This is a genomic window from Rhizobium sp. P1_E1 (genome assembly GCF_056406015.1).
Map to the genome: position 1 here is coordinate 1 of NZ_JBFUAY010000131.1, position 13,563 is coordinate 13,563.

The 13,563-nt window shown below is 60.6% G+C and carries 14 protein-coding genes and 1 pseudogene; 11 read left to right on the top strand and 4 right to left on the bottom strand.

Annotated features, from left to right (window positions below):
- From purU to minE, 10 genes and pseudogenes are all read left to right on the top strand, one after another.
- A pseudogene (gene purU / locus AC1D1Z_RS27640) lies at positions 1–162 on the top strand (formyltetrahydrofolate deformylase); the annotation flags it as partial.
- A gap of 170 nt (positions 163–332) precedes the next feature.
- Positions 333–1,466: an aminomethyl transferase family protein gene (locus AC1D1Z_RS27645; protein WP_477852191.1), complete on the top strand. Its 1,134-nt coding sequence runs from the start codon at positions 333–335 to the stop codon at positions 1,464–1,466.
- Positions 1,467–1,477: 11 nt separating this feature from the next.
- A complete protein-coding gene (locus AC1D1Z_RS27650) occupies positions 1,478–2,083 on the top strand; it encodes a dimethylamine monooxygenase subunit DmmA family protein (RefSeq protein ID WP_130719247.1) in 606 nt (201 codons plus the stop codon).
- Positions 2,080–3,045 (top strand): PDR/VanB family oxidoreductase, encoded by a 966-nt coding sequence (locus AC1D1Z_RS27655; protein WP_446948809.1) that lies wholly within the window; start codon positions 2,080–2,082, stop codon positions 3,043–3,045. The genes AC1D1Z_RS27650 and AC1D1Z_RS27655 overlap by 4 nt, the downstream gene beginning before the upstream one ends.
- A gap of 31 nt (positions 3,046–3,076) precedes the next feature.
- Positions 3,077–4,117, top strand: coding sequence for a heme-dependent oxidative N-demethylase family protein (locus tag AC1D1Z_RS27660; RefSeq protein ID WP_047618065.1), 1,041 nt, complete (start codon positions 3,077–3,079; stop codon positions 4,115–4,117).
- A gap of 48 nt (positions 4,118–4,165) precedes the next feature.
- Positions 4,166–5,503, top strand: coding sequence for an NAD(P)-binding domain-containing protein (locus AC1D1Z_RS27665; RefSeq protein ID WP_028732542.1), 1,338 nt, complete (start codon positions 4,166–4,168; stop codon positions 5,501–5,503).
- 121 nt (positions 5,504–5,624) lie between these two features.
- Positions 5,625–6,227: a methyl-accepting chemotaxis protein gene (locus AC1D1Z_RS27670; RefSeq protein WP_018448673.1), complete on the top strand. Its 603-nt coding sequence runs from the start codon at positions 5,625–5,627 to the stop codon at positions 6,225–6,227.
- A gap of 209 nt (positions 6,228–6,436) precedes the next feature.
- Positions 6,437–7,156: a septum site-determining protein MinC gene (minC, locus tag AC1D1Z_RS27675; protein ID WP_018246134.1), complete on the top strand. Its 720-nt coding sequence runs from the start codon at positions 6,437–6,439 to the stop codon at positions 7,154–7,156.
- 86 nt (positions 7,157–7,242) lie between these two features.
- Positions 7,243–8,058, top strand: a complete 816-nt coding sequence (gene minD, locus AC1D1Z_RS27680) for a septum site-determining protein MinD (protein WP_018448670.1) — start codon at positions 7,243–7,245, stop codon at positions 8,056–8,058.
- Positions 8,055–8,315: a cell division topological specificity factor MinE gene (gene minE / locus AC1D1Z_RS27685; RefSeq protein WP_003574994.1), complete on the top strand. Its 261-nt coding sequence runs from the start codon at positions 8,055–8,057 to the stop codon at positions 8,313–8,315. Before minD ends, minE begins: the two co-directional genes overlap by 4 nt.
- 43 nt (positions 8,316–8,358) lie before the next feature.
- On the opposite strand, the gene AC1D1Z_RS27690 is transcribed toward minE, so the two are convergent.
- The 4 genes from AC1D1Z_RS27690 to AC1D1Z_RS27705 form a co-directional block, all read right to left on the bottom strand.
- Positions 8,359–8,739, bottom strand: coding sequence for a DUF6481 family protein (locus AC1D1Z_RS27690; protein ID WP_018448669.1), 381 nt, complete (start codon positions 8,737–8,739; stop codon positions 8,359–8,361).
- Positions 8,740–8,987: 248 nt separating this feature from the next.
- Positions 8,988–9,212 (bottom strand): hypothetical protein, encoded by a 225-nt coding sequence (locus tag AC1D1Z_RS27695; protein ID WP_026188733.1) that lies wholly within the window; start codon positions 9,210–9,212, stop codon positions 8,988–8,990.
- Positions 9,213–9,439: 227 nt separating this feature from the next.
- A complete protein-coding gene (locus AC1D1Z_RS27700; protein WP_003548109.1) occupies positions 9,440–9,649 on the bottom strand; it encodes a cold-shock protein in 210 nt (69 codons plus the stop codon).
- Between the two features lie 270 nt (positions 9,650–9,919).
- Positions 9,920–12,289: a DUF1989 domain-containing protein gene (locus AC1D1Z_RS27705; protein ID WP_477852196.1), complete on the bottom strand. Its 2,370-nt coding sequence runs from the start codon at positions 12,287–12,289 to the stop codon at positions 9,920–9,922.
- Positions 12,290–12,539: 250 nt separating this feature from the next.
- On the opposite strand from AC1D1Z_RS27705, the gene AC1D1Z_RS27710 reads away from it, so the two are divergent.
- Positions 12,540–13,563: amino acid permease (locus AC1D1Z_RS27710; protein WP_477852198.1), on the top strand; the 1,024-nt coding region annotated here is incomplete at its 3' end.

Genomic DNA, 13,563 nt, shown 5'->3' on the forward strand with positions numbered 1-13,563 from the left:
CAGTCGCCCGACGACTATGTCTCGATCGGCCGCGACGTCGAAAGCCAGGTGCTGGCCCGTGCCATCCACGCCCATATCCATCACCGCACCTTCATCAACGGCAACCGCACCGTGGTCTTTCCGGCAAGCCCCGGCAGCTACGCCTCCGAACGCATGGGTTGAGACGTGCATCGACAGTAGTAGCCTCGCCGCATCCGTCATTCAGAGCGTTAAGGTTGCGGCAGGTGCCATCAAAGTTTGGGAAATGCATGCCGGGCGGGCTTGCCACGGCGCGAAAGACTTATATAGTCAGGAAATAAATATTCCGTAGAGGAAACAAAAGGGAACGGACAATGGCTTTATCATGGCGTTTCTCCGTCTTGGCGGATCGGCATCGCGCTCTGGGATCGAAGCTCGAGGACTGGAGCGGCATGGGCACCGCCTGGACCTACGACAAGGACATGTCGGAAGAGCATGTCGCCGTCCGCACCAAGGCCGGCATCATGGATGTCTCTGGCCTGAAGAAGGTGCACCTGGTCGGCCCGCACGCCATTGCCGTGCTTGACTCCATCACCACCCGCGACCTGACGAAGATCTACCCCGGCCGGTCGGTCTATGCGACCATGCTGAACGACCGCGGCCACTTCACCGACGACTGCATCGTCTATCGCACCGGCCCGAATTCCTGGATGTTGGTGCATGGCTCCGGCTCTGGGCACGAAGAACTCGTCAAGCAGGCTGCGGGCCGCAATTGCGCCGTCCTCTTCGACGACGACCTGCACGACCTGTCGCTGCAGGGTCCGATCGCGGTCGACTATCTCGCCAAATATGTGCCCGGCATCCGCGACCTCAAATATTTCCACCACATGCAGACGACGCTGTTCGACGCACCGGTGATGATCTCGCGCACCGGCTATACCGGCGAACGCGGCTACGAGATCTTCGTGCGCGGCCAGGACGCCGTCATGGTCTGGGACCGGATCGTCGAGGAAGGCAAGGAAATGGGCATCATCCCCTGCTGTTTCTCCGTTCTCGACATGCTGCGGGTCGAAAGCTACCTGCTCTTCTATCCCTATGACAATTCGCAGATGTATCCCTTCGCCGATCAGCCGCCCGGCGACAGTCTCTGGGAACTCGGCCTCGACTTTACCGTCAGCCCCGGCAAAACGGGCTTCCGTGGCGCCGAGGAACATGCTCGCCTGAAGGGCAAAGAACGCTTCAAGATCTTTGGCATGCTGATCGATGCCGACGGACCGGCCGATCTCGGCGACGAAGTCTTTGCCGACGGAAAAAAGGTCGGCGTCATTACCTGCCCGAGCTATTCGTCGCTGACGCAGAAATCCATGGCGATTGCTCGTCTGGACGTTGACAAGGCAGTGCATGGGACGAAACTCGAAGTCCGCGGCAAGACCGTGATGGCAGGCGCCACCGCCCATACGCTTCCTTTCGACGATCCGGAGAAGAAGAAGAGGACCGCCGTAGGTTAAGGAGCACGCGAATGCTCGTTGCAGGCATCAAGAGCCGACCAGTCTACACGGGCCTGACCATCCAGCCGCGCGCCCGGCGGCACATTTTCGCGCTCGAAGGGGAGGGCGCCAAGGCTCTGCTCGATCAGCAGCCGGCGCTTGACGAAACGGCGCTTGCCCGCAGCGAAATCCTCTATGTCGCCCGCGGCTCTCAAGGGTCCGGCCTGGACGAGGCGCTGCGCCGCCTCGGCGCCGACATATTCTTCACGGCGCCGACCATCGCAACGCTGCTCTTCCGACTGAAGGGTTCGCTTGCCACCGCCCATATGGGCACGCGGCTTTATCTATCGGGCACGGAAGGCTTCATCGGCCAGGCAATGCTGGTGGCGCTCGATTACGGCATGGACCATGCCTCCGTCATCACCGAGCATCGCGGCTCGCTGGCCCGGCGTGTGCAATGCGTCCATTGCAAGGGCATCACCGACGACGTCACCACCAGCCCCTTTGCCTGCAGCCATTGCCGGCTGCCGCTTCTGGTACGCGACCATTATTCGCGCCGGCTCGCCGCCTTCCAGGGCGTCAATATCGATGCCGAAGAACCGGGCAGCGCGCCTGATCCGGAGGAGTTGTTCCTTTGAGCGGTGGTACTGAAATTCCTGTCCGCGTGACGCGGATCACGCCGATCGCCGAGCGCGTCAAGCGCTTCCGTTTCGAGCGCCTTGACGGCAAGCCGATGCCCCATTTCTCCGGCGGCGCCCACGTCATCGTTTTGATGAACGATGGCGGCCATATGCGCCGCAACGCCTATTCGCTGATGTCGCCGCCGCATGATTGCGCAGCCTATGAGATCAGCGTGTTGCATGTCGAGGATTCGCGCGGCGGCTCCACCTTCATGCATGAGAAGCTCAGCGAAGGCGATGAGCTGAAGGTCAGCTATCCCGTCAACCTGTTCCAGCCGGACTGGCGCGGACGCAAGCACCTTCTGATCGCCGGCGGTATCGGCATTACCCCCTTCATCGCGATGATGGAGCAGTTTTCCCGCGAGGGCGCCAATTTCGAGCTGCATTATGCCATCCGCACGCGCGACCGCGGCGCCTATTGGCAGCAACTCGTCGAGCGCTACGGCGGACATCGCATCAAGATCTATTGCGACGCTGAAGGCGGCGCCATCCCGTTGACACGCCTGCTCGACAGCCAGCCGCTCGGCACGCATCTTTATGTCTGCGGCCCGTCCGGGATGATCGACGGCGTGCTGAAAACCGGCCTCAACGCCGGCTGGCCGGAACAGAACCTGCATTCGGAACGGTTCCTGTCGTCGCTGCCCGGCAAGCCCTTCGCAATCGAGCTCCTGCGGTCCGGCAAGACCGTGAAGGTCGGCCATCACGAAAGCATGCTGGAGGCAATCGAGGCGGCGGGCGTCGACGCGCCCTTCCTCTGTCGCGGCGGCGCCTGCGGTCAATGCGAGACCGGGGTCGTCACCTGCGACGGCAAGCTGCTGCACCATGACGTCTATTTGACGAGCGAAGAAAAAGCATCCGGCCGCAAGGTGATGATCTGTGTTTCCCGCTTCGAGGGAAACACGCTGCATCTTGATCTCTAGCGGCATCGGAAGCGGAACAAGGAGGCCGGACATGGCAATCGTCTTCAAGCAGGAAACCTTCCGGAACGATTTCAGCTATCGCAACAGCCCCGAAAACATCCGGCGTTTCCCGTTTCCCTTCGACCGCGACGAATACATGTATTCGGTCAACATGGAGCCGCATGTGCACGGCCGGGCGGGAACCGTCTACGAAAGCCTGATCGACGTCGACGAGCATTATGTCGCCGAGATGCACGACCGGGCGCTGGTCCTGAAGGAAGATCCGCTGCGCTACCAGGCGCTGCCGCACATGATGAGTGCCCAATGGGACACGCTCGAATTGCTGATGGAAGAGCAGGCGGCAGGGAACCCCGAACACTTCACGCTGATCCGCAACGGCGACCAGTGGCGCTGGATCAACCGCCCGCTCGGCATCGACGACAGCTTCACCTTTGGCGATGCCTCGACGCTGCCCTACGAGCCCTTCGAATATATCACCCGCCAAGCCCAGGGCGATTTCTGCATCGTCGACCAGCGCGACAGCAATCTCTGGATGGACGCCGGCATGGTGACGACGCAGGCCGACTGGTCGCTCGATTTCGATATCGGCATGAACTTCATGGAATGGCACGGGCCGGTGCCGCTCGCCCACCAGATCGGCGTCTTCGACCGGGCGCTGAAATTCCTGCTGAACCTGCAGCAGGGCAAGCCCACACGACGTTTCAACTGGACGATGACGATCAATCCGCGGCTCGACACCAGCCCGGAGAATTATCACAAATGGGGGCCCGACCGCACGACGGTGACGCCGGAGAATGTCGGCGAGAAGGTGCATCTGCGCGTCGAGCTGCAAAGCCTTTGGCGCCTGCCGCGCTCGAACGCCATCCTCTTCGTCATCCGCTGCTATTTGATGAACATGGAAGAGCTCGTCACCGTGCCGAAATGGGCGCGCCGCTTCCCGCGCGTGCTGAAGACGCTGCCGCCCGAGCTCATCGACTACAAGGGCCTCACGCGCTTCCGCGAGACGACGATCGACTGGCTTTCAAAATATGACGACGGGGCGCCGACCAGCCCCGGCATCTATCCGGACTGAGGCGGCGATGCACCAGATAAAACGACATAATCAAGAGGGGAATGCTTCATGACAAGAGTAGCCGTCATCGGTGCCGGTCCTTCCGGGCTGGCGCAGCTGCGCGCCTTTCAATCGGCCGCCCAGAAGGGCGCCGAGATCCCGGAGATCGTCTGCTTCGAAAAGCAGTCGGACTGGGGCGGGCTGTGGAATTATACCTGGCGCACCGGGCTCGACGAATATGGCGAGCCGGTCCATGGCAGCATGTACCGTTACCTCTGGTCGAACGGCCCGAAGGAATGCCTCGAATTCGCCGATTATTCCTTCGAGGAGCATTTCGGCAAGCCGATCGCTTCCTATCCGCCGCGCGCCGTGCTCTGGGATTACATCAAGGGCCGCGTCGAGAAGGCGAACGTCCGCCACTGGGTGCGTTTCAGCACGCCGGTGCGCATGGTTCGCTTCGACGATCAGACGAAGAAATTCACGGTGACGGCGCATAACCGCATCGAGGACCGGATGTATGACGAGGAATTCGACTATGTCGTCGTGGCATCAGGTCATTTCTCGACGCCGAACGTGCCCTATTTCGAGGGCGTGAAGACCTTCAACGGCCGCGTGCTGCATGCCCATGATTTTCGCGACGCGCTGGAGTTCAAGGGCAAGGATATCCTGATCGTCGGCCGCAGCTATTCGGCCGAAGACATCGGCTCGCAATGCTGGAAATATGGCGCGAAATCGGTGACGACCAGCTATCGCTCGAAGCCGATGGGCTTCAAATGGCCGGAGAATTTCGAGGAGCGGCCGCTGTTGACCAAGCTCGAAAACCGCACGGCGCATTTCCTCGACGGCTCGACCAAGGAGGTCGATGCGGTGATCCTCTGCACCGGATACCAGCACCACTTCCCCTTCCTGCCCGACGACCTCCGGCTGAAGACCGCCAACCGCCTCTGGGCCGACAGCCTCTACAAGGGGGTGATCTTCGACAAGAACCCGCAGCTTTTCTATATCGGCATGCAGGACCAGTTCTACACCTTCAACATGTTCGACGTGCAGGCCTGGTGGGCGCGCGACGTGATGATGGGTCGTATCACCCTGCCGTCGGAAGAGGAGCTGAAGGCCAATTTCGACATGTGGCGCGCCCGCGAGGAAACGCTCGAGGATGCCGAGCAGATGATCTGGTATCAGGGCGATTACGTGAAGGAACTGCTTGCCGAAACCGACTATCCCAACTTCGACATCGAGGGCACCAACCAGACCTTCATGGAGTGGGAACATCACAAGGCCCACAACATCATGGGCTTCCGCGACCATGCCTACCGGTCGCTGATGACCGGCAACATGTCGCCGACGCATCACACGCCCTGGGTCGAGGCGCTCGACGATTCCATGGAGGAATATCTGCGCAACTGATGAGGCGGACCTGCATTGCCGGTGGAGGGTGTTCGTGCTCTCTTCCGGCATTGTGACATGCGCCTTTTTAAATGAGACGACATAAATCCATCTGCAACTCTTCTCTTCGGATGTGGCCTTCATGGATTTTCAAACGAGCATTCTCGGGCGCATGAGCGGTTTTCTCTATCGCTGCCGTGCCGACGAAAACTATACGATGCTGGAGATGACCAACGGCATCGAGCGCATCTTCGGTTATCCGGCCGACGAGATCATCGGCAACCGCACGCGGACCTTCACCTCGATCATGTACGAGGAAGACGTGCCTCTGATGGACGAGATCGTCGGACGGGCGCTGGAGAGGCGCACAGACTGGACGATGGAATACCGCATCCGTCACGCCATGGGCCATCTCATCTGGGTCACCGAGACGGGCGGCGGCATCTGGGACGAGAAGGGTGAACTTCTCTATCTCGAAGGCAGCATCATCAATATCGAATCACTCTACCAGCGAATCGATGACCAGACCGCCGATATGCGCGTCACCGCTTCGAAGACCAATGAGATCCTGCAATCACTGCGTTACCTGAAGCTGCTCGCCGTCAATGCCGGCATCGAGGCTGCTCGCGCCGGCACGGCCGGATCGGGCTTTGCCGTGCTTGCCGCCGAGATGCGCACGCTTGCCAACTCCTCGGAAGAGGCCGCACGCGCCATTTCCAACGCACAACGCAAGGCGGAAGGCTGAGCGTTACCCAAGCAGCGGCAGATTTGCGGCTCACCTTCGAAGCCGCATTATTAACCGTTTGGCGCTTCCAGCGATTGCAACGCTTTTCCAATGACTTGCGGTAATCCAGTGCGTGAAGAATCTGCTGTGATTGTCGGTAATGTTAAGGCCGCGTTAACTTTTTGTTAACCATAGCAGCGGTAGACATGGTCAACGATTTCTTCACATAGATGACCAAAGTGCTAACAGACGCTCGCTCTATCCGCATCAAGGGCCGCTCTTTCCTCGCGGTCATGCTGTCCCCGGATCTTCCGATCGATGATTGGTTGACCCGCCTGGACGATCTGGCCGCACGTTCGGCCGGCTTCTTCCTCGGACGGCCTGTCGTGCTCGACCTGACGGACCTGCAAATCGACCGGCCGCAGTTGAAGGACCTGATTGCTGAACTTGCCAAGCGCAATGTCAGCATCATGGGCATCGAGGGCGCGCGGCCTTCGATCCTCGGATCCGGCATGCCGCCGGCGCTCAAAGGCGGTCGATCGGTTTCCGATATCGAGGTTCAGGCAAAGGAGCCTGTCGATCCTCCCGGCAAACCGGCAGTGGCAGAGACCCGCCCGGCAATGCAATCGATCGTCATCCGGGAGCCTGTGCGCTCGGGGCAATCGGTGATCTTTCCGGAAGGCGACGTCACCGTCATCGGTTCGGTCGCCTCGGGTGCCGAGGTCATCGCCGGCGGGTCCGTCCATATCTATGGCACCTTGCGCGGCCGAGCCATGGCAGGGTCCATCGGAAACGCATCGGCGCGGATCTTTTGCCGCAAGCTCGAGGCCGAGCTGGTTGCAATCGACGGCATCTACAAAATGGCGGAAGACATGGCCCCTAATCTTCGCGGACAGGCTGTTCAGCTCTGGCTCGAGGACGACGCGATCATGGCAGAGAAACTGATCTGACGGCAGCGCCGCGCGTCTCTTCGAGAGCCGCAAGAGGACGCTTTAACACTTTGAATTACTGGGGCCACGGCAAAGGAGAGACAATGATGGGGAAAGTGATCGTCGTCACGTCAGGCAAGGGCGGGGTTGGCAAGACGACCTCGACCGCCGCATTAGGAGCGGCGCTGGCGCAACGCAATGAAAAAGTCGTCGTCGTCGATTTCGACGTGGGCTTACGCAATCTCGACCTCGTGATGGGCGCCGAACGCAGGGTCGTCTACGACCTGATCAATGTCATCCAGGGCGACGCCAAGCTTACCCAGGCACTGATCCGCGACAAGCGGCTGGAGACGCTGTTCCTCTTGCCGGCCTCGCAGACGCGCGACAAGGACAATCTGACGGCCGAGGGCGTCGAGCGCGTCATCAACGACCTGAAGCGCTATTTCGACTGGATCATCTGCGACAGCCCCGCCGGGATCGAGCGCGGTGCAACGCTTGCCATGCGCCACGCCGATGTTGCCGTGGTCGTCACCAATCCCGAGGTCTCGTCGGTGCGCGATTCGGATCGCATCATCGGCCTGCTGGATGCCAAGACCGCCAAGGCCGAGCGCGGCGAGCGGATGGAAAAACACCTGCTGCTCACCCGCTACGACGCCAATCGCGCCGAACGCGGCGACATGCTCAAGGTCGATGACGTCCTGGAGATCCTGTCCATCCCGCTCCTTGGCATCATACCCGAAAGCATGGATGTTCTGCGGGCATCCAACATTGGTGCGCCGGTCACGCTGGCAGACAGTCGCAGCGCGGCTGCGATGGCCTATTTCGATGCCGCCCGCCGGCTCGCCGGCGAGACGGTGCCGATCGCGATCCCAGAGGAAAAGAGGAATATTTTCGGTAAGATCTTCGGACGGAGGGCGGCATGAATATTTTCCGTCTTTTCAACAAGCAGAGAACCGCACCGGCCGCCCGTGAACGGCTGCAGGTCCTTCTCGCCCATGAACGTTCCTCGGCGGGGTCGGACCTGGTCTCCCTGCTGCGCGAGGAAATCCTTGCGGTGATCGCAAAGCACGTGCAGCTCGACCACGACAAGGTGCAGGTGACGATCGATCGCAACGAGTACGTCTCGACCCTTGAGATCGACGTCGAAATCCCGCTGAATGCAGCCGTGCAGGCCGCGTGAACGACAGCGCGCTGCCTGTTGCGACAACAGGCAGCGCTGACGGTCAGGACTTTCTGGCTTTGCGATTGGCGTAACGCAGGTCGCGTTCGGCCTTTCGGGCGGCTTCATCCGCAATCACGCGGGCGATCCGGTCTTTGTCAGCCGCTTCGCGTGCGTCGGCATCGGCGCGTGCTGCGGCTTCGGCGGCAGCCTGACGCTCGACTTCCGCGGCTTTAGCCCGCTCCAGTTCCTCTAGCTTCAGCCGTTCTCGCGCAGCACGCCGTTCTTCCCTGGCCGCGGCAATGGCTTGACGCTCCGCCTGCTTTGCCAGCCTTGTGGGTTCGGCCGTATCCTTGGCGGTGCGATACGCGTTGAGGAGAGCGGCCTTGGCTTCGGCAGCTGCGCTGCGGCGATCGGAAAGCTCGTTGTTTCTGGCGTTTTTCAAATCTGTTTCCTGACTGTTTGACTTCGACCCTAGAGCATGATGCCGAAAAGTGTGCGCGGTTTTCGGACGACATCATGCTCTAACTCTTTAATTAGAACAGGATTCAGAGTTTAGGCCGATCCCGGCCTAAAATCATCCTGTTCTAGGGCGCCGCGCGTCTTCAGACGCGCAAAGGACGCTGCAATATTTTGAACTCCCGCATGTTTTATCCTGAAATCGAATCCGATTTAAGGAATTATGCAGCAGGGTCAGATTTTCTTTTTCCGCTTCGCGGCAGGCGCAGTCGTCGCTGCCAAGCGATCCTGCAATTCCTTGGCCTCACGGGCCTCGCGTAACCGCAAGGTTTTTTCCTCGCGGGCTCGCACTGTCGAGTCGATCTCTTCGACCGCGCGGCTTCGCTCCAAGAACTGCGATTGCACGTTTCCGAAGGCAATCTCCGCCTGCTTGCGTGATTTGCTGTGTGTCTCTGTCATCTTCATCCCGGATTTTATTACAGCGCCGCGCGTTTTTCAGACGCGCAAAGGACACTGTAACACTTTGAATTACTGCATAATTCCTGAAATCGATTCCGCGTTTAAGGAATTACGCAGCAGCCCGCTGGCCGACTCAGCAAAAAGGCCAGGCAACGTGCCTGACCTCAATAGTATCATGCTTTCGACAGTGCCGGTACATCCGCGGTCAAAGGAAAGCTGACGTCAGTTCAGGCAGCTTGGAGATTGCAAGCGGACATTTTGCCCGACTTRTTATCGCGCTCAAGCTCGTAGCCGATCTTCTGGCCTTCGACGATTTCACGCATTCCAGCGCGTTCGACGGCAGAGATGTGGACGAAGGCGTCAGCGCCGCCGTCATCAGGCTGAATGAAGCCGAAGCCCTTGGTGGAATTGAACCATTTAACTGTGCCAGTGGTCATAACAAACCCTTTCATAGCAATTGAACGACCGCACGTGCGGAAGCACGACGGATGATGGTCTCGATTTTGAAGAGGGAAGTTCGTCCAGGGCACGTTGCCAGCGTGCGATAACAAAAGTCAAACAAGCAATATCGACTACCGAGATATAGTCATTCAACCCAAATTTGTCAACTTTTAGTTTTTCGGGGCTGCTCACTCACCATCAGGTTGCATCTCGGTCGCCTTGCATGCCGAGACACCGATCACCGTCCTCTACCCCAAAAGCAGGCGTTATGAGCGCGGCCGCGTCTTCTGCGGGTCGTAATGCGAAAGCGGCACGATCGTCGCCGGCAGGCGCTTCTGGTGGCCGTCGAGCTTGCCGATCTCGACCTCGGTGCCGGGGCTTGCATGCATCACGTCGATACGGGCGAGCGCGATCGTCTTGCCGAGGATCGGCGAGCGCGTGGCGCTGGTGATAACGCCCACCTGGGCCCGGCCGATATGGATGCAATCGCCATGGCCGACGGCCTCGTTGGCCTTGATGTCGAGGCCGACGAGCAGATGACGCGGATGCTCCTTGCGCCGGATCAGCGCCTCGCGGCCGATGAAATCGTCCTGCTTGGATTTCAGCGGCACCGTGAAGCCGATCCCGGCCTCGAATGGGTCCGTCTGGTCGGTGAATTCGTGATGGGCGAAGATCAGGCCCGCCTCGATGCGGACCATGTCGAGCGCCTCCAGCCCCATCGGCTTCAACCCGTGCGGTTGCCCTGCCTCCCAGACGGCGTCGAACACTGTCAGCGCATCCYTCGGATGACAGAAGATCTCGTAGCCGAGCTCGCCGGTATAACCCGTGCGCGAGACGACGATAGGAACACCCTCGAAGCCGCCGATGCGGCCGACGGTGAAGCGGAACCATTCGAGCTCGCCGATCGTCGGTTGGCGCGGCGCCGTCCAGATGATCTCCTTCAGGATATCGCGGCTTTTCGGACCCTGCAGGGCGATATTGTGCATCTGATCGGTCGATGAGCGGACCCAGGCTTTGAAGCCCTTCTTCTCGGCCTGCTGACGCAGCCAGATGCCGCTGAAATCGTCGCCGCCGATCCAGCGGAAGTTCTTGTCGCCGAGCCGGAACAGCGTGCCGTCATCGATCATGCCGCCGTTTTCGTAGCACATGGCGGAATAGACAACCTGGCCGGTCGACAGCTTGCGCACGTCGCGCGTCAGGCAATATTGCAGCAGCTCCTCGGCATCCGGCCCCGTCACCTCGAATTTCCGCAAGGGCGAAAGGTCGATGACGGCGGCGCGCTCGCGGCAGGCCCAATATTCCTCGACCGGCCCCTCGCTGGAAAAGCGGTTCGGCAGCCAGTAGCCGCGATATTCGGTGTAGTCCCGCGTCAGCGTGGAGAGGCGGGGATGGAAGGCGGTTTCGCGCGTCAGTTCGGCGTCGGCATCTGGGGTCATGCGATAGGCTACCGCTCGTGAGAATTTCTCTTTTCCGGAAAAGGTGCGGACGTGGATATCCGTCGGATCCCAGCCGTTCGCCGCGTCGATATCGTCAGGGCAGGACGAGGAGACGCAGACGAGGTCGGTCAGCGCCCGCATCAGCACGTAATCGCCGGGGCGCGACCAGGGCTCGTCAAGATAGAGCTGGTTGTTGTGGTCGATGTTGGTGTTGTAGAAATAGTTCAGCGCTTCCCAGCCCTTGCGGCCGGCAATACCGTAGGGCGCCAGCACCGCGTTGAAATTATCCGTGCAGTTGACGTGGCCGGGATAACCCATGTCGTCGTAATAGCGCGAATTGCAGGCGGTCGCGAAAGCGTCGTGGCGGCCGACCGTATCCTGAACGATCTCGACCAGCGGCTCGAAGTCGCGGTCGAAGGCCTTGGAGGGCAGGCCCGGCATCGGATAGCTGCGGCCGAGCAGCGTGCGGGTGACGGTGGAATCGAGCGCGAGATCGAGACCCTTGTCGACCTTGCGGGCGGCAAAAGCCTGGAAATCGGTGCACTGGCGTCCATAGACATCGATGATCTGGATGAATTCGCCGGCCCGCACGAAATAGGCCGCGGCGGTCGCCGCCCGGATGCGGATATCCTCGACGGGATCGGCGGCCGGTTCCGGCAGGGCAGAGGCATAATCGCGGAGCAGCAGGCTGCGCTTGATCCTGATCTCGATCGGCGTCGCCGTATCCTGCGCCTCCGGCGACATGGCGCCAGCGGGTGCTGCGACGATCAGCAGGCCCTTCAGCGAGATCGTGAATTCCGCCCGGCTGCCCGGCGTCGATCCGGCCCCGAAGATGCTCAGCGCGCCGGCCACGGCCAGATCGGCGCCGCGACGCTGAAGTGCTGCACGCGTGCGGGCGGCACTCTCATCCTCTGCCTGAAGAATGGCCTTCAAACCTTCGGCCGAATTGCTGAATGCCGTGCCGAGACCGGCGGCCAGGAAGCGCCCTTTCTCGTCGAGGAAAGAGATCTCGCAGACCTGTCCGCCCTCGCTGTCGATAACGCTGACGTGGTCGCCCGGCTCGACGCGCATAACGACCGATCCGCCGCCCTTTGCCCTGTAGCGCTCGGTTCCCTCCGGCAGGGTGGGAATGCCGGGATAGTGCACGAGGCTCGGAGCCGCCGGTCGCAGGCCCGTCATAGCAGGATGAAGTTCTCGCATTGCGCCCTCTTGGGGATCCGGCATGCCCTCGGGCACCCACCCATACAGGTTACAAAATGCCCCAGGAAAGTAAAGTCGAGTTGACTAAAAAGAAAATATCTTCACTATGCATAAAGAGTTGAGACTCGGGGAATCCGTCGGGAACGCGGATCGCCAAAATCATCCGGGCGGGCTTGAGACTGTCAGGGAGACACGTTCAGGGAGACGTACAAAGATACGTCCGGAACAAATAGAATGGGGAATTTCACCGATGACAGACATTGTGGAGGCCGGGATTGCATCCGGCACCGAAGGTAAGCTTGTACGCGCGCTCGACTGGAAGGGCGCATTCTGGGTGGCTGCGGGCGTGCCGCCGCTCGTTCTTTTCTCCATCGGCGGCATTGCGGGCACGACGGGCAAGCTCGCCTTCGTCGTCTGGATCATCTCGATGGTGATGGGTTTCCTGCAATCCTTCACCTATGCCGAGATCGCCGGCATGTTCGCCAACAAGTCCGGCGGCGCTTCGGTCTATGGCGCCACCGCCTGGCTGCGCTATTCGAAATTCATCGCGCCGCTGTCGGTCTGGTGCAACTGGTTTGCCTGGTCGCCGGTGCTGTCGCTCGGCTGCGCCATCGCCGCCGGTTACATCCTCAACGCATTCTACCCGATTCCGGCGGCGGATTCGCAGATGGTCCTCGACTGGATCTCCGCGCATGCCGCTTCCGTCACGGCCGATAGCCCCCGAGTCGCCGAATATATCGCAGCCCATGCCGGCACCACCCCGGATGACGCCGTCAAGGCATTGCTCGGCACCGACGGCGTCGCTGCCTTGACGCCAGCGATCCGCAGCTGGTCGCTCTTCAGCTTCAGCATTCCCTTCCTTGCCACCGCCAATATCAACGCCACCTTCTTCATCGGCGGCATCCTGATGCTGATCATCTTCGCGATTCAGCATCGCGGCATTTCGGAAACGGCAAGCGTGCAGAAGTGGCTGGCAATCATCGTGCTGGTGCCGCTGCTGATTATCGGCCTCTATCCGATCGTCAGCGGCCAGATCCTTGCCACCAACGTCACCGGTCTCGTGCCGCCGACGGCCGCCTATGCCGCTGTCGACGGCACCTGGAGCAACGGCGGCTGGACGCTCTTCCTCGGCGGCCTCTATATCGCCGCCTGGTCGACCTACGGCTTCGAGACGGCGGTCTGCTACACCCGCGAACTCAAGAACCCGAAGACCGACACCTTCAAGGCGATCTTCTATTCCGGCCTTGCCTGCTGCCTGTTCTTCTTCCTGGTGC

Excerpts from the sequence above, each read along its gene's own strand:
- AC1D1Z_RS27645 (WP_477852191.1), top strand. The coding sequence starts at position 333 with ATGGCTTTATCATGGCGTTTCTCCGTCTTGGCGGATCGGCATCGCGCT.
- AC1D1Z_RS27650 (WP_130719247.1), top strand. The coding sequence starts at position 1,478 with ATGCTCGTTGCAGGCATCAAGAGCCGACCAGTCTACACGGGCCTGACC.
- AC1D1Z_RS27660 (WP_047618065.1), top strand. The coding sequence starts at position 3,077 with ATGGCAATCGTCTTCAAGCAGGAAACCTTCCGGAACGATTTCAGCTAT.
- AC1D1Z_RS27665 (WP_028732542.1), top strand. The coding sequence starts at position 4,166 with ATGACAAGAGTAGCCGTCATCGGTGCCGGTCCTTCCGGGCTGGCGCAG.
- AC1D1Z_RS27670 (WP_018448673.1), top strand. The coding sequence starts at position 5,625 with ATGGATTTTCAAACGAGCATTCTCGGGCGCATGAGCGGTTTTCTCTAT.
- minC (WP_018246134.1), top strand. The coding sequence starts at position 6,437 with ATGACCAAAGTGCTAACAGACGCTCGCTCTATCCGCATCAAGGGCCGC.
- minD (WP_018448670.1), top strand. The coding sequence starts at position 7,243 with ATGGGGAAAGTGATCGTCGTCACGTCAGGCAAGGGCGGGGTTGGCAAG.
- minE (WP_003574994.1), top strand. The coding sequence starts at position 8,055 with ATGAATATTTTCCGTCTTTTCAACAAGCAGAGAACCGCACCGGCCGCC.
- AC1D1Z_RS27695 (WP_026188733.1), bottom strand. The coding sequence starts at position 9,212 with ATGACAGAGACACACAGCAAATCACGCAAGCAGGCGGAGATTGCCTTC.